The sequence below is a fragment of the Sphingobacterium sp. NGMCC 1.201703 genome, assembly GCF_047784615.1.
Lineage (GTDB): Bacteria > Bacteroidota > Bacteroidia > Sphingobacteriales > Sphingobacteriaceae > Sphingobacterium.
In genome coordinates this window covers 205,857-223,546 of the sequence record NZ_JBLOHD010000001.1, presented here as the reverse complement: position 1 = coordinate 223,546, position 17,690 = coordinate 205,857, and the positions used below count along the sequence as shown (strand labels likewise).

The following is a 17,690-nucleotide window of genomic DNA, read 5'->3' as shown; positions in this document are numbered from 1 at the left end:
CAAGAGATCAATATCAGTTTACATATTAAATAACTTTAGTTGGTATTGTCGGCATAGTATAAATCTGAAAAAATCTTTGCTAATTTCGAGGGATCTTCGCTCCAGGCCTTGTACATCCCCTGTCCCATTACATCAGGAACAATATCAAGCATACCCTCCGATACATATCCCAAAATTTTCAGAACTGTGCTATCCGCATCCGGCATATCCCAATCACTTCCTTTGTTCATATCCGTATCAATTGCACCTGGATTCACTGCATAAACAGCAACTCTATCTTTAGCCAGTTCTATTCGAACAGATTGTGTTGCAGAAAAAAGTGCTGCCTTTGAAGCTGCATATCCGGCGATAGAGGGTAAAGGTGAATAAGCTGCAATTGAAACAATATTAATCAATTTTGACGGTTTATTTTTTTTCAGAATAGGTTTAAACGCGCGCATCATTTTTATTGTTCCAAAATAATTTACATGCATATCATTCTCCATTCCTGTCAGGTCCCCCTCCAAAATATTTCCCGCGCTTAAAGCTCCCGCATTATTGATCAATATTTCAGTGTCCTGCGCGATCGACGCAATCATTGAGATCTGCTTGTCGTCGGTAATATCAAGAGGCAAAATAACGACTCTATTGTCATCAAATGTGGGTATCGTATTCAAATTTCTACAGGTAGCATAGATTTTTTTTGCACCATTGTTCAATAGAGCTTTTACAAATGCTTGGCCTATACCTCTATTGGCACCCGTAATGAGGATGACTTTATCTTTAAAAATCTGCATATCGCTTAATGTTTTAGTTAACACAAAGCTATCTGAAGAGAGGAAAAGATAAAATCCGAAACTTGCTACATTTGTCACTCTTTATTTGAGGTCATAGAAATTTTCCCAAGAAAAATCGAGCATTAAAGATCACCGCACCTGTATTGGTTATCAGCATTTTGCGTCCCTATTTTTTAAAGGTCCATACCTGTGTTTTTGTATCGTATTGTCCCGCTTTATCATTTTGCCTCAATTCCTTTAGTTTATAGTCTCTACAGGGATCACTTTCGTCGATTTTTGCTGTATAGCTTATTCTATCAATCACATCTGATTTGAGCCGTATATAGAATGTTCCATTTTCCATTTTTTCTAAATTAACAGCAATAAATTTTTGCGAGCTGTTTATTGTAAAAGAAAGCGGAATATGTTGGTCATTTGGCGCTATTTTATATATTTCGATTCCTTCCACCGGATAAAGTGGATTGTCACTAAATATCAAATCCTTTCCATTTTCATTTACATAATTTATATTACTTACCATTGGAATATAAATCTCGGCACAAAACACATTATCATCGTTGCTTTTACAGGCTCCAACAGCAATAAAAATAACGGAAAGGGCAAATAATTTAAAGTAATTTATCATAATCTACCTATTTGATTAGCATAACATTAAACGGAAGTCCCATTTGATTCGCTACAACATCAAACGGGGGATGGATTTGCACGGTCAATAGAAATGTTCGAAATAAAGTTGATAGGAAAGACATCTTAGAAGACGAAGTCGGTTGGGTCTATTAACTTCGCAGATAAAACAACAGAACTGTAACTTAGTAGCTATTTGCTTCCAATCCCATATGTAAGATCGGATATTCTTTACCCTGTCCGTCCAATGGGGACCTTTTAAGCACTTTAAATCCGATATGCTTGTAGAAATCCACAGCTTGGATATTTTGTTCATTTACATCTACATTAGTCACTTTCAAATATTTTATAGCATGGTAAATAAGTTGTTTTCCAATTCCTTTACCACGATAATCATTGTGAATGAATAACATCTCAAGGTTTTCTCCAGAAATTCCCATAAACGCTACTAATACGCCATTTTCCTCATAGCCCAACAACACCACATGTTCAAAATAGGTTGGAATTTGCTCCTTATAATAATTAAAATCCGCCTCTTTCAGAAAATCGTGCGTGTTCAATACGGAACTCTCCCATATTAGAATCAGATTTTGATAATCGCTCGTCTCAATTTTTCTAATCATTGCCGTAAATTTTAAAAGACAAAAGTCTGATTTTATTTGCACATTATATTGCACAAGTAAAAAAATCAACCAGTTTGTCGAATTGTAAAAGGGTTACCACGGATTGTAAATACAAAGGATTTAATCTTACAGTAGTCATTAATTTTAGATGGATAAAGGCTGATGTTATTTGTTCAGCCCCTTAGACCTTAGACAAAATGACAACAGCAAACAACGTTCAGACAATTGCAGAAAAAGTTAAATCTTTCGCGATGGGATTTATTGGCGCATTTTTTTTGGCTCTTGGAGTCAGTTATTTCAGTGAACAATCATCTTATAGGGTCCCAAGGATATTACTTCCTGTCTATGAATTTTTAGGAAATATAGGTTTAGCGATCGGTTTGCTTATATTGGGAGGTATACTTTTATATTATGCTTACATCAAATTTAAAAAATATGGTGGTAGACCAGTTATTATGCTGATTGTTCTACCCTTGTTTACACTACTAGCTTTTGGCATAAATACATTGTTCAACAATAATCAGTCTGGCAAAAGTGCGCAAAATAGACAAGCAACAGAACAGGTTGGAAATGCAAATCGTCCCGAGTTAAACAACGAGAAAGCTGAAAAATATTTGGATAAACTGGAAAACCTATTCGCTGAAATGACCAAGGCTAAAGAGCGTGCTGATGAAAATAGGTTTAAGCTTCTTGAAACACAGTTTTTAGATTTGGGAACTGAATTAGCCATTATTATCCCAGAATTGGCTAAAACAGATCAATATCCAAGTTTCATAGAGTATAACGCCTATGTTTCCAACAAAATCCAAAAAATGCGAATAAACTAACAGACTCCAGCATAACAATCGAAACGGATAGTCTTCCCAACAAGGGTCCTAGCGCTTTCAGTTGAAGAATAACATTTCCCTATGCTCCCGAAAAGGATAAGAGAAATGTGCTACACATCGCATTCATTTCTGTTCTTATTATAAATAAAAGGGCCTTACATTAAAATTAGAGCCAGCGTAGGATTTTTTTCGCTAAATAGAATTGAAAGAAAAGTAGACAATGAAATTGATTATTAAGCAAACAGTACATAAACAAAAAAGGTTTTCAAACGGGGAGGATGAAAACCTTTAAATAACCAATTATAAACCTAAATTATGATAGGACAAATATAAACATTTAAAAGTATAAAAGCAAAAATATCTACCAAAATAATAGACTTTTTTTACTTTATTTCTGCACATGTCAATTTTGAACAGCCGCCCTGCTCAGGCATTCATAGATATACTTCCCAAATACGTCCAAAGCTCCCATTATTTTTAATCCGACGATAGAAGCTCAACCCCGCTCCCGATAGGATGGTTCAGCTGTAAACATGAACAGCTTGATACTCGATTGTATATGCTGATCGTATCATAAACTCAGCCCCAGTGTAACCGCTACACCTTTTGACTGTAGGTCCACATTCCCATATCCTATTCCTGTCAGAGGTATCTTAACAAAGGGCTTTACCCCGATATTGACCTTGTTGCTGATTTTCTTTTCAACTGATATTGAAAAATCTGCTACACCAAAAATATGCTGGTTCTCTCCATTGACCTCATAGGTTGCACTTTTTTTATCTCCATAACTTCCTTTGGGTTCATAGACTGCCCCCTTTTTACCGCCATGGCTGCTTTCGGCTTCATAGTCAAACGTATATTTTTCTTTCAGCATAAAATAACTGGACAGACCAGCGCTGACATTAAATTTTACTTTTTTACTTTTCAATACCGTATAATTTGCTGTCAAGGGGACATCGATCACATCGCAAACGGCACTGACTTGGCTAGGCAATTGTGTCGATTGGGGAGGATTTGAAGGCGCATAAAAGCTGTATGCTGACTTATAATTCTTCTTGGCATAGATCGCACCAACAGAGACACTCAACCCTTTAGTCAGTGGATAGGAATACGCCAGACCAATGTTCTGGCTTAAGGAAGATTTGCCGGCGCCCTTTACACTCGTTAGGTCGGGTCCTGCTAAAAGTGTTAACACCGACGGCTCCCTTTTTTGTACACGGAGCTCCTCAACTTGCTTTTGATTATACAACGCGGCTAAGCGATCTCCTGTTGTTTCAACCGGATCTATGGATAAGTTAAAACCTGGTAGTTGCCCAACTTTAGTTTTCATTTTCGGAACGGTAAAATCGGTTTTTGTTTCAATACGTCGCAGGATACCACTATTTGCTTTTGGAAGCGCTCCTATTGTACTATTTTGTATCAGCTCCCCACCAGTTTTTTCCCCAAGACTAAAGTCAACATCCTCTTTCAACGCGGATTTTATATTTTCCGTTTTCCTTTGCGGTGTTACTCGTGAAAGGTCATCTTGAATGATCGTATCACCTACCTGCTTCTCAGACCTATTTATAGCAGCGGATTCACCAGAATTATCCATTTTTTTGCTTCCTACCGGCACATCCTTATCCCAAATAAAGAAAAGAGCGAGAACTGCAGCTGCTGCCATAGATAATGCTGTAAGGAAATACAATGTTGACTTTCTTTTATTCCGATCATTGTTCAATCGAGACTCCATCTCCTCCCAATGCGATTCCTGAAAGTCAAAATTGGCTTCATCGAGACCTTCTCTAAAGATCTCATCAATCTTGTTCTTGTCCTTTTCCATCATGTATTCTCCCCAGTTTTACCTTTTGTCTCCTCTTGGTTTTTCACCATTTCAGCTAGCCGTCCGCGGGCTTTATGCAAATTGGACTTTGAAGTTCCAACGGCAATACCCAACATATCACTGATCTCCTCATGTCCGTAGCCATCAATCGCATAAAGATTAAACACTGTACGATAGGCCGGCGGAAGCCGATGTATCATCCCTAGCAAATCCTCGTAATTCAGTTTTTGAGTTATCGTGTCGTGATCGGCAATAGCATGTTCAACCACAGCAATATCCACCAGATAACCCTGCCTAATTTTAGCGCGATAAAAATCTATTGCCGTGTTTGTCATGATTTTTTTGATCCAGGCAGATAATGGCTTCTGATAATCATATTTGATTATATTCTTAAATACTTTAAAAAATCCCTCATTTAAAATACCTATTGCGTCTTCTTTATTATCGGCATATCGTAAACATATACCCAGTGCCAGCGCATAATATGTGGTATAAAGATCTTTTTGGGATCTCCGGTCCTCATTTATGCATCCCTTAATAATATGGATAGATTTTTCGTCAACTTCTGTTATCGCCACTCGATATTGTTGCTTTTCTTTTGATAAATATAGTATAAAATGTCGTACGATGAGCTAACAAAAAAGGTTGCCTGCAATGAAAAAAAAAATTTTTTTTCATTGCAGGCAACCTTTTCCAGAACATGTCCGTAATGGCTAATATCAACAATTAAAACTCAATATTATGGAACTCAACAAAAAAAATGTAAAAACAGCCCTAATGGCCTTCTTCATGTTATCCCTATTGATATCTTGTTCTAAAGATGAGGATAAAGCTCCTGAAGATAAAAAGAAAGGAATACAAACAGCATCAAATGTTCAATTTGGTACTATCCTAACGGATGCCAATGGAAAAACGCTCTATTTCTTCTCGAACGATACAAAAGGTGTGTCTACATGTACGGGAAATTGTTTAGCAACCTGGCCGATTTATCATACCAATGAGACTAGTTCCGATATGAAGATCGACAAAAGTCTTCTGGGCGAAATTACGAGAGCCGATGGTAGCAAACAAAGTACCTACAAAGGTTGGCCCTTATATTATTATGCCGGAGACAGCCAATCTGATCCTGTAAAAGGAGATGCCGTAAATAAAATTTGGTATGTGGCGAAGCCCGATTATCTACTGATGGTTGTCAATGCACAACTTGTCGGGCATGATGGGAAAAACTATTTGGGAGATTACACAGAAGGTACGGGCAGCACCTTGTATTTAACCGACGACAAAGGTAGGACGCTCTATGCCTTTGCACCTGATAAATTCAATAAAAATACCTTTACCAAACCTGATTTCAGCAATGATAACGTCTGGCCGATCTATCAAATGGACAAAGGAGCCTTACCATCCCTCGTAAAATCGGCAGATATTTCGGTGATCGATGTTTTTGGTAAAAAACAATTGACTTTCAAAGGATGGCCTATGTACTATTTTGGCCAGGATCAACAACGTGGTGACAACAAAGGAATTAGCTTCCCCCGCCCTGGTGTTTGGCCAATCTTGAACGACAAAACAGCTACCGCACCTACCAGCTAAATTATCGTTTAGGAAGCTATCGTGACTTATTCCCATACACGACCCACTGCAACCTGAAACTTTTAAACCAGGTCCCGATCAGTGATCACTAATAAAAATGTGCAAAAATAAAGCTGATAGCTTCATCCACTTCGAGAAAAAATAATACAGATGAAAAAACTAAAAATAGCTAGACCGCTCGTCCCGAACAATAAGTTCATGTTGACTATTATTGTAATAGCGATTGCACTTACAGGATGTACAAAAAAACAAGCAGCGGAACTATCTCCTGAACCTTCGGGGCCAGAAGAAGTTACCGTAAAAAATGTATCCTATACAAATTTTGCAAAAGCACTTTTTGAAACCAAATGCAGTTCATGCCATACCGCTGGACGACCTGCCAGTGCGCGCTGGGAATTTAACGGATATAACTCTGTCAAAAATCATATAACAAGAATTAACAACGTCGTATTGGTAACCAAGACGATGCCCATCGGGGGCACGCTGACAGCGAAAGAAATTGAATTGTTGGATGCCTGGATCAAACGCAATACGCCGGAAAACTAATGCAAAACTCATATGAATAAGATACATATCTATAGTATACTCCTGTTATTGCTCGGGAGTAAAGCGACGTTCGCTCAACAGACAAATTCTTTAGTCTCCAAAGCTGCAAGCATTTCTTTTTTCAGCAGCGCCCCTTTGGAAGATATAGAAGCAAAAAGCAGCTTAGCAGGGTCTGCCCTAAATATCAAAACAGGAGAGATTATCTTTCGGGTAAAAATTACCTCATTCCAATTTGACAAAAAACTGATGCAGGAGCATTTTAACGAAAACTATATGGAGAGCGATAAATATCCGCTTTCTGAATTTAAAGGTAAGATCGAAGACTGTGAAAAACTAACCAAAGATGGTACCTACAAATTGAATGTTTCAGGTACTTTACAAATCCACGGTGTCGGTAAACCCTATTCTACTGCTGCAACTTTCAATGTAAAAAACGGTACAATAAAAGCTATAGCAGCATTTGACGTCAGACTTGCAGACCATAAAATCAGTATCCCCTCAATCGTCGGAAAGAAAATTGCGGAGGTCGTGAAAGTAAAAATAGAAGCTGCTTATAACTAATAATTATTCAATTATGAAAAGTATACTAGGCATAATGCTATCTATTATTTCGCTGAAAGTAGTTGCACAGGAAGATCTCGATAAAATGATCAAGCTTGATGGGCCAAAGAACGAAAAAGTTACGGCGACATTTAAATCAGGCAACTTGATCAATCTCAAAACCACCGAAACCATTCATCGAAATGAAATGGACTTCAGGGTGGATCACAGGTTTGGTGATATTGGAGGAAGTGCCGGTGGAGCAAAAAATTTCTTCGGTCTTGACAATTCGACAGATATCAGGATCGGTTTTGATTATGGTTTAACGGATAATATCAACATTGGAATCGCTAGAGCGAAAGGTGCCACAGAAGTCAGACAACTCTATGAAGGTAATATCAAATACCGCTTTGTTGAACAAACAATAGACAACAGTGTACCTGTTTCGATCGCCTTTTTTGGAAGCACAGTCGTGTCGGCAATGAAGGCTTCGGAAGAAAAACATTCAGCGGCAAGTTTCGAAGGGTTCAGCGACCGTCTGACCTATGTGACACAATTGATTATTGCCAGAAAATTCAGTTCGAGTTTTTCTCTTACTGTTGTCCCTTCCTATCTTCACCGTAATTATACAGCCTATAATGACCAGAATAACATGTTTGCTATCGGTATTGGTGGTAGGGCGAAAGTCAGTAAAAGGATAGCACTCGTTGCCGACTATTTCCTTCCCTTCCGTCAATCCTCGAAAAAGAAATACCGCGAAGAGCTAACTGGCCAGCGCTACTACAATGCGCTGGGAGTTGGTTTGGAAATGGATACCGGTGGGCATATATTTCATCTCAATTTTACAAATGCAACAGCGACACAAGAATCACAGTTTATCAGTGAGACCAACAGTTCATGGGGAAAAGGGCAATTTAGATGGGGATTCAGTATTGCAAGACGTTTTAATTTTAACAAAAAAGATAAAGGATAAAATCAGTAAACACACGGTGCTTATTGGTTTGATATCAATGATATTAATCGTTTAAAGCTGAACTATTATCCCCTCACCTTTATCGGTAAGGGAGATAATAGTATTTTTTAAAATGCACATGAGAGGCATTTTTTCAAACAGCTACTTAAATATTCTTAACTGTGGTATACCACTGGTAGCCACCATTTAGTCTGATTTTTATTTTCTCCGGCTTCGCGGAGCGTATGGTATATTTGATCAATTTACCGTCTTTCCATTTCATGTCGACCGTATAATTGCCCCTCGCTTTGAGGCCTTTCACCTCGCCATTTTTCCATGCATCAGGTAGAGCAGGCAACAGATCTATACAGCCATCATGACTCTGCAACAGCATTTCTGCAATACCCGCTGTAGCACCGAAATTGCCATCGATCTGAAATGGGGGATGTGCGGAAAATAGATTTGGATAAACACCACCACCACCGCCCATATTATTGGGATCAGCTACCGGTTTCAACATTTCCCGGATCAATTTGAACGCTCTGTTTCCATTATGAAGTCTTGCCCAAAACAAGGTTTTATAAGCAATAGACCAACTCGTACTATTATCTCCCCTCACTTCAAGTGTCTTCTTTGCAGCTTCCGCAAGGTCGGGAGTAGATAAAGGTGTGATTAATGGAGCCGGATAAACCCCATATAAATGAGAAACGTGACGGTGGGTAGGTTCGATTTCTTTATAATCTTCCAACCATTCCTGTATACGTCCATCTTTGCTGATCACTCCAGCCGGAGGTATCGTTTGCAGCAAATGCTCCAAATCCTGTCTAAATGCGTTATCAATTCTCAGCTTTTTGGAGGCGGTGATCACATTAGTAAACAGCTCCCGCACAATCTGATTATCGATGGTAGGTCCCATACAGATACTTGCGGTCTTTCCGTTAGCCATAAAGAACGTATTCTCCGGCGAAACTGAGGGGGAAGTAACCATCCAGCCTGTTTTAGAGTCTTTCACTAATACACTTTTATAAAATTCAGCCGAACCTTTCAGCACAGGATAGATATCCTTTAGATAGTTTAAATCATTGGTAAAAGCATAATGATCCCATAAATTGCTACAGAGCCATCCAGAGCCCGCATTTGATGCTCCCCATGATGCATTCTCGCCGGGCTCTGTAAATCCCCAGACATTGGTAATGACATGTGCTATCCAACCATCAGCATTATAGTAAGCCTTAGCCGTTTTCGTTCCCGGTTCAACAAGACCTTTCACCAATTCCGCAAGTGGCAAATTAAGTTCAGATAGATTGACCACCTCCAGAGGCCAATGATTCATCTGTACATTCACATCCAGGTGATAATCCCCATTCCAGGGTGTGTTGATCTCCTGCGCCCAAAGGCCCTGCAAATTTGGAGGCAACAGTCCTACCCGCGTGCTGCTGATGCTCAGGTATCTCCCATACTGAAAAAACAACGTAGCGAGTGACGGATCGTTATTGAAATTATTGTAGAAATTGGCGATCCGGCGGTCTGTTGGTAAATCTGCTGCTGTCCCTTCTCCAAGATCAATATAAGCACGTTTAAAGAGCTTGCTGAATGCAGCTATATGATTGCGTTTTTGCAGATCATAACTTTTTTTCATCGCCGCAGACAACAATTGACCTGTCTTTTCTTCAAAGTCAAAGCCCTTGAAATCAGTTCCAGCAGAAACGTAAATCAATACCTCAGTAGCATCTTCAATAACCAGCTTATTATTTTCCGGACGGATAGTCCCATCCTTCAATTCCGCCTGTACCCGAGCCAGATATTTCATGCCATTACCATCGGTACCGTTATTGAGTTGGCCAGACATCTGCAGTTCGTTGCCCACCGTTTTGACCTGATAACGTTCAGGCCTATTCATCGCAATACGACAATTGAGCTGCCCTGGCTTATCTGCTGTCAACCGAATAACATCGACATCATCGTCAAAACTTGTAAAATACTCTCGTTTATAATTTACACCATTACGTGTAAATGTACAATTCGCAATGGCTTGGTCCAATAGAAGCTCGCGACGGTAGTTTTTAACTTTTTGACCATCTCCCTGATCCTCCTTATAGGTGAAATCGATTTGCAATGCACCCATGGTTTGGAATTTACCCCACCTTTCTCCCGCTGAGCCTTCACCTTTACAGACAAAATTGCTGTTTACCAATGCTTGTGCTTCATCATTTTTACCTTCTAAAATAAGTTTCCGAATGGCCGGAAGGCTTTTATAAGCCTCATAGTTATTGGCATCCTGTGGACTTCCAGACCATAAAGTAATATCATTCAGGACAATGCGCTCCTTTAAGATGCCGCCATCGGGTGTCATTCCCAATCGGCCATTGCCCAGCGGTAATGTGGCCTCCCAAATTTCCGCTGGTTTGTCATACCACAATTTTAAGGGTTTTTGCTGGGCAGATACAGTTGTAAGAGCGAAGCAGCAAAAATAAAATACAGTTAACAGTTTCTTCATGATATATCGTGTTTCAAATCCCTCATTATATTGTGGAAAGCTAGTTAATCTCCATAAACTTTAAATTCATAGATATTGGCAATAGTCTTATCTTTTGCAGGTAACACTGTCAATCGTACCCATCTTGCGTTGGCATTGCCCTCATCAGCAAAACATGGAATTGATATTTTAGCGTTGTTGGTTTTATCTGCAAAAACAGACCATTTTACATTGTCGGCGGAATACTCAATTTTGTATTGTGCTCCTTTATCCACAAAATCCGTAAAGGTTTCACATCTTTTGATTTTCTGTACAGAACCAAGATCCACGACCAGATGCTGCTCGTTACCATCAGCTTTTGGACTCCATTTGGAAAGGCTATTGCCATCAAATGCACCAATCAAGCTATGTCCCACGGGATCAGCTGGAGAGGTAGCTGGTTTCCATGCGGACAACAATTGACCTGAAGCTGGCGTGTAGTTAAGGACAAGATTGTCGAATCCAGCAAAATTAAAGCCCGATACGTAACCGGCTGCGCCAATTGAATAGGTATCATCCTGTACATCGACAACGAGTTGACCATCTATATAACCTTTGATATTGTTTCCTTTGCCGGTCAACTTTAGTTTATGCCATTTGCTGGCATCCACATTTCCACTTGCAAGTATATTTTTCTTTGTCTGAAGTTTCCATGTACCATCTTTATAGATATTAAAGCGATAGCCGAAAGGAATATTTGATTGATTGGCTTTATCATAGGCGCCTCTCAAAATTAGTCCGGCATAGCCAACTCCATTAAAGGCGTCGTTTTCGACAAAAACATCAGAAGAAATCTCGCCCTGCTCCCATTCTGTATTTTGCGCAACGAAAGTATATGCACATTCATCCGGAATCCAGTGGGTGATATCGTTTACGAGCAATTGTCTTAAGTATTTATTATTCCCTTCGGATTGTGCTAATTCAAAAGCTCCCGAGTTGTCATAAAAATATTTTGGCGAAAGCGGCGCTCTTTCTAAGGAGTAATTATCAAAATTATCACTGTATTTTGTTGGGAAGGCTTTTTCTTTAGGGATATTGTGCGCTCCCTTTTGCTGACCTGTCGTTGTCGTAATCGTATAAATACTCTCCGGATCAACAGCTAATGTAACTTCTCCGTTGACTACAGAAACATCTTCCTGTTGTACAAATTGGCTTTTACTGTCCGACTTCCACACATGCAACTTATCTTTAGGAAGATCAGCGATATTGAATGTTAATTTCTGCCCCTCTGAACCACTGACCACCACAATACTATAATCATTGCTGCCATCCATGTTTTTATAAGTACAGTAAGCACCGTCACCACTGAATTCCCCACAGCCACTATCGAGGTACTTCCACCCCGGTTTGGCAAACTGGTTAAAATGCGCTACCGCCCAGATCGTTGGCCACACCTCATAATATCCCGACCAGGGCGTAGTCCCTTTCATCAAGCCTACATTCGAAAAACAGGAAATATCGGGCATTGAAGCAATCGGACACCACATGTTTACTTTCACTATTTTCCATTTGATGTAACACTTTAGAATGTTCTTGGCTAGATAGGTCGTGTTTCTCCAGGATGCTCCAGGCAATGAAAAATCCTCACCAGACCATAGAGGTAATTCTGTCAAAACAGAATTTGGGTTTGGTTCTTCACCTCTATATCCCCACATATAGGAGTCCGGATAATGATAGCTGATCGATGAAATTGTGTTTCTGAATACAGAGTCTTTAACCAGCAAATCGCTGATTTCCCATGCTTTGCCAGCCCCTTCGGGTGCATTTATTTTAATGTCTTTAAAGCCATTTCGATCGAGTGTAGGTCTTAACACATTGACAATCCAATCCCTGTTATAATCGCGTTCATTCCAACAACCTGAAATATACTTCATCTTGAGTCCCCAGTGTTTTGCACCTTCAATAAACTTGACCAGGTAGTCAGCGTTATCCTGTGACCATACCCCTTTAAACCATCCGGGCATGCTCCATTCCAGGGCATCAAGTTCGATATTCGGATTTCTATTTGCGGCTTCACGCATCAGCCAGTACTCAAATCCACGATTGTAATGAGGTTTTTCCATTTCTGCCCTTGTTCGCGCAAAACTTGGTTCCGAACCACAGGTGGTATTACCATCCCCCCCAATTTCAGTCTTAAGGTAAGTAAAGCCCGCACCAAAGTTCGGTTTGAACAGGTAATCTAAAATATCGCTTCTGGATTTATCGGCATAATCTATCAATAATCTTGATGAAGAGCCTGCACTCACAGCGCCGACCCCGTCAAAAAGCCGTCCGCTACCATTTCCGTCGATCTTAATTAGTTTAGATGAACCAGCATTTGTCTGCGCGAAAGCCGCACTGACTGCAAGAGCTAAGTAAAGTGTTGTAATTGTGTTTTTAAACATAGTTGATTTCATTATATATACCTGTTTGAATTTTGCATAAATTTCAGGGTAAAAATCAGACGGTTTTACCCTGAATATTCTTTTAGCGGGTACCAAAATGGTTTTTATTTTACGATCCGATCACTTGTCCAGAAAGTCAGTTCTCCCATGGTGATAAATGTACCTCCACCCCAAGTTTCCAGCACTTTAACTCGGATATACCTCGTTTTAGGCGTTCCCGGAGGAAGTACAAATTCTTCGCCCGCTTTTGCGTAGTTGATGTCTGCGTCTGTTGTTTGTCCGACCGGTAATCCCGAAGGTTTTATGGACTGACATTCGGCCAATTTTGTCCAGCTTGCCCAAGAACCATCTGGAGCCGGATTATTACTGCCCCAGATTTCGAATTTCTTCACATTCTCAGCTTTAAAGATACGGTCAGCAGCCTGCCAGGTTTTAAACCTGCTAATAGAAACAGATTCCCCCATATCAAAAGTAAACCATTGCGAAGACCCTTCAGTGGAAGCAAAGCCTTTGCCGTCATAATCTTTATTCCAAAGATATTCCATCAGCCAACCCCAATTATCCCGAACATCTGTTGGAAGCGAATATACCTTAAAGTTTGCCTTATCCACTTCGCGCTCGAATGCTGGAAGTGCGACCTCACTCGGTGCTACTGAGAACTCATCTATGGCCTTGGGTTCAGGTAAAAATATAGATTTGTAAATAAGCTTAGTACTGCTCTTAAAGCCCGAAATCTCCGTTTTCAAACTTCCACCGGGAACCACTATGGTTTGGGTAGTACCAGTTTCAGTAGTATATTTTAATTCGATGGACTTTTCACCCTCCAATGGAGAATTCCAGTCAATAAAGAGCTTGCTTCCATCCAATGAGTAAGTTAAAGTCTTCACCGTACGGTTAGATAATACCTTTAGATAATTATCCCCATACACCATACCAGTTCCTTGTTTTACTATTGATTTAGCTTTAGACCCGGTATACGTATATACATCAAAAGAATAGGTGCCTTGAGAAAGATTATTGATTAGCATATCAACAGTATCTCTGCCAGTTGTTTTTACAACGTCAACTTCGGCTGAGTCAGCATAATTATTCCAAAATGCCTTAACTTTGGTTATCAATGGATCGTTTCCCAAAACAACCTGTAATTTAATTCTATTATTACCACCATGGACGAATACTGTATCCGCTCGACCTGGGTAATAAATTTCGCCATCCTTTGTTATTTTTTTATACTCATCTTCTTTGGTACAGGAATTCATATATAATCCTACGGTGACAAGGAAGAAACAGGTCAGATATTTAGTCATTTTCATATTTTCACTATTAATTATCATTATAATAAATTCCTATTGTGGGTTTCCCCACACAGCTAATTCAGTGAAATTCACATAAACTCCATCTGACCAATTGCGCAATGTTTTAAATCGGATATACCTTACTGCGGGAGCATCCACGGGGATATTTACGGTCTCTCCTTCTAGCGCCGCTTCAATATCAGCATTAGAATTTTGCCCTGGAGGCAACCCCGATGGTTTAATCTGCTCGTGTTCGGCCAATAATATCCAATTAGTGAAACTACCGTCCGGGCTCGGATTGTTTGAACCCCATATTTCCACTTTTCTCGGATTATGAAGATGAAAATACCACCCTTGTCTCATAAACCAGACTAAACGGCTCAACTTAGCAGTTTGCCCCATATCAAAGGTAAACCATTGGGGCATACTTACCGGATCAATGGTATGATAAGCTGTTTTATTACTTACATCACCATCAAAAAGATATTCCACTTCATTTCCAGGATAATTCTTCGCATCTGTACCATTTATATTTATTCCTTTCATTTTTGTTCTATCCAATTGTGCTTCAAAGAAAGGCTTTAAAGTCACATAAGTAGTATCAGATAAATTACCCCAGCGATCCCGTACCATCAGTCCAAATCGGGTTTCTACTGAAGCGAGATTTCTTGCACCGAAAGTCCCCGTTTTTAGCTTGGTATTCAGCGTTTTCAATGGCACAAAATTGCCAAGTTTATCATTTGCTAAAATAACTATGGCGACATCCGATTCAGTTACATTCTGATAACCAACATCCAAGCCGCCAAAAGCGGCACTAGCGACTAGTTTTTGTTTAACAAGCTCAAAAGGCGGTGTTTTGGGTTGTACTTTGACTACTAATGGGACAGAAACATTTTCACTTTTATCCACAGCATATAGCCTTGCCTCGTAAACATCTGTATCGGCAAAACCCTGTAAAACAACACTATCCAAATACCTACTAACCTTTGTGTTCCTAACGACCCCTTGTTTCGTGGTATACTCAGCCCTTATATACAATAAGTCATCATCTTGTGGTAAGCTATAGGTTATTTTGGCGGCTCCATTTAAATTCTCAACCTTGGCATTGCTCACAGGTCCCGGAGCCTGCGTATCACTTTTGTCTATTGTCCCTACCTCCGTTTTACGACAGGAACCGATTGTTCCGACGAACAACAGTCCTACATACAACATATATATTAATCGTTTCATTTTTGTTCTTTTCTAATGATTGATTTTGAATACTAAGTTTTATCTAGCTTTTTACCAGCCTCCATTTTGAACCAGATTCGGATTTACTAAGATATTATCGTCTTTTATCGGCCAAAAATAATCCCTCGGACTGTTAAAACTTTGATTGAATAATAATATCCTTCGGTTATAATCGACATATTCTGACCGAATCACATCCCAGCCATAAATAGGCTGATTCAGGATCTCTCCAGCTTTTTTCCAGCGTCTGAGATCCCAAAAACGGCTGCCTTCAAAGGCCATTTCAATTAAACGTTCCTGCTGTATAATCTCTCTTAAACCATTTTTATCGGTATATTTATTTGGATTCTTAGAAAAGTTAGCCCACGAAGACTCAACGGATTTAAGCCCTGCCCGATCTCTTACCTTATTCACATATTCCAACGCCAGAGTCTTATTATCCGTTTCGTTTAATGCTTCTGCATACAGCAAATAAAGATCTCCTAGTCGCACCACAGGCCAAGGGTAGCGCTCAACAACTACATTTATCGGTGTTGCGACCATTTTCCAGTTCACCAGTTTCTTGGTATAGTAACCTGTTACTGAATATATACGAGTTTGCTTTTTCCCGGAATGCTGTCCCGATTTGGCCTTAATGTTAAAATTCCCATTTTCCATATACCATGTCGACCCATCAAATGCCATATCCGCATAGAAGCGCGGCTCTCTGTCAAAGTGCAGTCCAACTGACTGATAGCCATTCTGTATCCCATGATCCGCAGCTGTTGCAGTCCGCAGCTGAAATCTATTGACATAGTCCCAAGTTTTATCCTCTGTAATAGGAACACCATTTTTTGTATAGAATAATTCAGCCATTTTCAAGGTAGGTGCCAGCTGCCCCTTTAAGCTCGGATTGGCTACATTCGGATCAAGCTGTGGACTAGCATAAAGTTGCAAGGTCCAGGTGTCGTCCGGCTTGGTGGTTGTCCCCCAGATCAGCTCTGTATTCCATTTTTCACATACGGCATTTCGGATGCTCATTTCCGTTTTCGTGAAATCATCAACGGGGTTCCCTGGTGAATTAAAGCGATACAAACCGATATTGGCTTTTTCGGCGGCAGTGATGGCTAGTTTACATGCCTCTACGGCTCTATCCCATTTTTTTTGATCATAAGTTGCATTAAATAATGTTTTTCCATCGCGGTTCTTAATATTTGCAAAATCCGGATTTCCATTGAACAAGGGACTTGCAGCAGTAACCAGTATTCTGGCCTTAATTGCCAAAGCAATCGGTTTGGTTATTCTCCCAAGCTCTGTACTTTGGTCCAATATTTTTTCTGGTAAACCAACACTTCCCTCACCGGCAGCGGCTTCATCGAGTAGACCAACGATATAATTTACAACATAATCGGTAGACTGACGACTTACCTTTACTTCGTCAGGCGAGGCATTAATTGGCAAATTTTTATCAACAACAGGTATAGGGCCATACATTCTGAATAAATACCAATGAAAATAAGCCTTCAAAAATTTTGCTTCAGCAATCCAACGATCTTTCATATAAGGTTCAACATCTTTGACTCGATCGATATTTTCAAGGAATATATTACAGTTCCGAATTCCATTCCACATAGACTTCCCGTCAAAACTATCCCAATAATTCATTTCTGGCTGGTTTCTATTTTGAAGTCCCCTGGCAATATTATACGGAGATAGGGTCGAATAATCTTCACTGCTATGCATTGGCCAATAAATCCAAAACTCATCGCCCGTGTTCATACCCGGATTCATCTCCGGATGTCCCTCTCTAGGCAAGCCGTCATAACAGGTAAACAAAAACTTCTCAGCTTCATTCCGGTTTGAAAAAGCATGGTCGATGGTAGAGACATTGTCCGGAACCACATCTAGAAAATTTTTCTTACAGGAATTCATCATAAATAGCAGCAAGGCCGCCGAAAGGGTCAAACGAATCGTATATCTTTTCATA

Annotated in this window: 15 protein-coding genes; 5 read left to right on the top strand and 10 right to left on the bottom strand. The window is 39.8% G+C overall.

All coding sequences use genetic code 11. The features are described from left to right. Nucleotides 1-35: 35 nt before the first annotated feature. From ACK8HY_RS00945 to ACK8HY_RS00935, 3 genes are all read right to left on the bottom strand, one after another. A complete protein-coding gene (locus ACK8HY_RS00945) occupies nucleotides 36-776 on the bottom strand; it encodes an SDR family NAD(P)-dependent oxidoreductase (protein WP_416132410.1) in 741 nt (246 codons plus the stop codon). Between the two features lie 166 nt (nucleotides 777-942). Beyond that, a complete protein-coding gene (locus ACK8HY_RS00940; RefSeq protein WP_077436290.1) occupies nucleotides 943-1,401 on the bottom strand; it encodes a hypothetical protein in 459 nt (152 codons plus the stop codon). 184 nt (nucleotides 1,402-1,585) lie between these two features. Continuing rightward, nucleotides 1,586-2,023, bottom strand: a complete 438-nt coding sequence (locus ACK8HY_RS00935) for a GNAT family N-acetyltransferase (protein ID WP_077436288.1) — start codon at nucleotides 2,021-2,023, stop codon at nucleotides 1,586-1,588. Nucleotides 2,024-2,220: 197 nt separating this feature from the next. Between ACK8HY_RS00935 and ACK8HY_RS00930 the strand changes: the two genes are divergently transcribed. Beyond that, nucleotides 2,221-2,850, top strand: a complete 630-nt coding sequence (locus ACK8HY_RS00930; RefSeq protein WP_416132409.1) for a hypothetical protein — start codon at nucleotides 2,221-2,223, stop codon at nucleotides 2,848-2,850. A 571-nt stretch (nucleotides 2,851-3,421) separates the two neighbouring features. On the opposite strand, the gene ACK8HY_RS00925 is transcribed toward ACK8HY_RS00930, so the two are convergent. Together ACK8HY_RS00925 and ACK8HY_RS00920 are read right to left on the bottom strand one after the other, a co-directional pair. Beyond that, the gene (locus ACK8HY_RS00925) at nucleotides 3,422-4,675 is read right to left on the bottom strand and encodes an outer membrane beta-barrel protein (protein ID WP_416132408.1); all 1,254 of its coding nucleotides are present in this window, start codon (nucleotides 4,673-4,675) and stop codon (nucleotides 3,422-3,424) included. After that, nucleotides 4,672-5,250 carry an RNA polymerase sigma factor gene (locus ACK8HY_RS00920; protein WP_416132407.1) on the bottom strand — a complete coding sequence of 193 codons (579 nt, stop codon included), beginning with the start codon at nucleotides 5,248-5,250 and terminating at the stop codon, nucleotides 4,672-4,674. Before ACK8HY_RS00920 ends, ACK8HY_RS00925 begins: the two co-directional genes overlap by 4 nt. A 163-nt stretch (nucleotides 5,251-5,413) precedes the next feature. Between ACK8HY_RS00920 and ACK8HY_RS00915 the strand changes: the two genes are divergently transcribed. The 4 genes from ACK8HY_RS00915 (at nucleotide 5,414) to ACK8HY_RS00900 (ending at nucleotide 8,321) form a co-directional block, all read left to right on the top strand. Continuing rightward, on the top strand, nucleotides 5,414-6,262 hold the full coding sequence (locus ACK8HY_RS00915; RefSeq protein WP_416132406.1) for a hypothetical protein: 849 nt from the start codon (nucleotides 5,414-5,416) through the stop codon (nucleotides 6,260-6,262). A gap of 150 nt (nucleotides 6,263-6,412) precedes the next feature. Further along, nucleotides 6,413-6,808, top strand: a complete 396-nt coding sequence (locus tag ACK8HY_RS00910; RefSeq protein WP_416132405.1) for a c-type cytochrome — start codon at nucleotides 6,413-6,415, stop codon at nucleotides 6,806-6,808. A 12-nt stretch (nucleotides 6,809-6,820) separates the two neighbouring features. Beyond that, entirely contained in the window at nucleotides 6,821-7,369 is a 549-nt protein-coding gene (locus ACK8HY_RS00905; RefSeq protein WP_416132404.1) for a YceI family protein, read from the top strand. 13 nt (nucleotides 7,370-7,382) lie between these two features. After that, entirely contained in the window at nucleotides 7,383-8,321 is a 939-nt protein-coding gene (locus ACK8HY_RS00900; RefSeq protein ID WP_416132403.1) for a DUF5777 family beta-barrel protein, read from the top strand. A 145-nt stretch (nucleotides 8,322-8,466) separates the two neighbouring features. Here ACK8HY_RS00900 and ACK8HY_RS00895 read toward each other — a convergent pair whose 3' ends face one another. The 5 genes from ACK8HY_RS00895 to ACK8HY_RS00875 all read right to left on the bottom strand — a co-directional run bounded on the left by ACK8HY_RS00895 (nucleotide 8,467) and on the right by ACK8HY_RS00875 (nucleotide 17,689). Next, the gene (locus ACK8HY_RS00895) at nucleotides 8,467-10,797 is read right to left on the bottom strand and encodes a glycosyl hydrolase family 95 catalytic domain-containing protein (RefSeq protein WP_416132402.1); all 2,331 of its coding nucleotides are present in this window, start codon (nucleotides 10,795-10,797) and stop codon (nucleotides 8,467-8,469) included. A 44-nt stretch (nucleotides 10,798-10,841) separates the two neighbouring features. Continuing rightward, complete coding sequence (locus tag ACK8HY_RS00890) at nucleotides 10,842-13,199, bottom strand: discoidin domain-containing protein (RefSeq protein ID WP_416132401.1); 2,358 nt, start codon at nucleotides 13,197-13,199, stop codon at nucleotides 10,842-10,844. Nucleotides 13,200-13,303: 104 nt separating this feature from the next. After that, nucleotides 13,304-14,512 (bottom strand): DUF4998 domain-containing protein, encoded by a 1,209-nt coding sequence (locus tag ACK8HY_RS00885; RefSeq protein ID WP_175992029.1) that lies wholly within the window; start codon nucleotides 14,510-14,512, stop codon nucleotides 13,304-13,306. A 33-nt stretch (nucleotides 14,513-14,545) separates the two neighbouring features. Next, the gene (locus tag ACK8HY_RS00880; protein ID WP_077436266.1) at nucleotides 14,546-15,724 is read right to left on the bottom strand and encodes a DUF5000 domain-containing lipoprotein; all 1,179 of its coding nucleotides are present in this window, start codon (nucleotides 15,722-15,724) and stop codon (nucleotides 14,546-14,548) included. Nucleotides 15,725-15,775: 51 nt separating this feature from the next. After that, complete coding sequence (locus ACK8HY_RS00875) at nucleotides 15,776-17,689, bottom strand: RagB/SusD family nutrient uptake outer membrane protein (protein ID WP_416132400.1); 1,914 nt, start codon at nucleotides 17,687-17,689, stop codon at nucleotides 15,776-15,778. Nucleotide 17,690 lies beyond the last annotated feature (1 nt).

Coding starts and splice junctions, on each gene's coding strand:
- ACK8HY_RS00945 (WP_416132410.1), bottom strand. CDS start 776: ATGCAGATTTTTAAAGATAAAGTCATCCTCATTACGGGTGCCAATAGA.
- ACK8HY_RS00940 (WP_077436290.1), bottom strand. CDS start 1,401: ATGATAAATTACTTTAAATTATTTGCCCTTTCCGTTATTTTTATTGCT.
- ACK8HY_RS00935 (WP_077436288.1), bottom strand. CDS start 2,023: ATGATTAGAAAAATTGAGACGAGCGATTATCAAAATCTGATTCTAATA.
- ACK8HY_RS00930 (WP_416132409.1), top strand. CDS start 2,221: ATGACAACAGCAAACAACGTTCAGACAATTGCAGAAAAAGTTAAATCT.
- ACK8HY_RS00925 (WP_416132408.1), bottom strand. CDS start 4,675: ATGATGGAAAAGGACAAGAACAAGATTGATGAGATCTTTAGAGAAGGT.
- ACK8HY_RS00915 (WP_416132406.1), top strand. CDS start 5,414: ATGGAACTCAACAAAAAAAATGTAAAAACAGCCCTAATGGCCTTCTTC.
- ACK8HY_RS00910 (WP_416132405.1), top strand. CDS start 6,413: ATGAAAAAACTAAAAATAGCTAGACCGCTCGTCCCGAACAATAAGTTC.
- ACK8HY_RS00905 (WP_416132404.1), top strand. CDS start 6,821: ATGAATAAGATACATATCTATAGTATACTCCTGTTATTGCTCGGGAGT.
- ACK8HY_RS00900 (WP_416132403.1), top strand. CDS start 7,383: ATGAAAAGTATACTAGGCATAATGCTATCTATTATTTCGCTGAAAGTA.
- ACK8HY_RS00895 (WP_416132402.1), bottom strand. CDS start 10,797: ATGAAGAAACTGTTAACTGTATTTTATTTTTGCTGCTTCGCTCTTACA.
- ACK8HY_RS00890 (WP_416132401.1), bottom strand. CDS start 13,199: ATGTTTAAAAACACAATTACAACACTTTACTTAGCTCTTGCAGTCAGT.
- ACK8HY_RS00885 (WP_175992029.1), bottom strand. CDS start 14,512: ATGAAAATGACTAAATATCTGACCTGTTTCTTCCTTGTCACCGTAGGA.
- ACK8HY_RS00880 (WP_077436266.1), bottom strand. CDS start 15,724: ATGAAACGATTAATATATATGTTGTATGTAGGACTGTTGTTCGTCGGA.
- ACK8HY_RS00875 (WP_416132400.1), bottom strand. CDS start 17,689: ATGAAAAGATATACGATTCGTTTGACCCTTTCGGCGGCCTTGCTGCTA.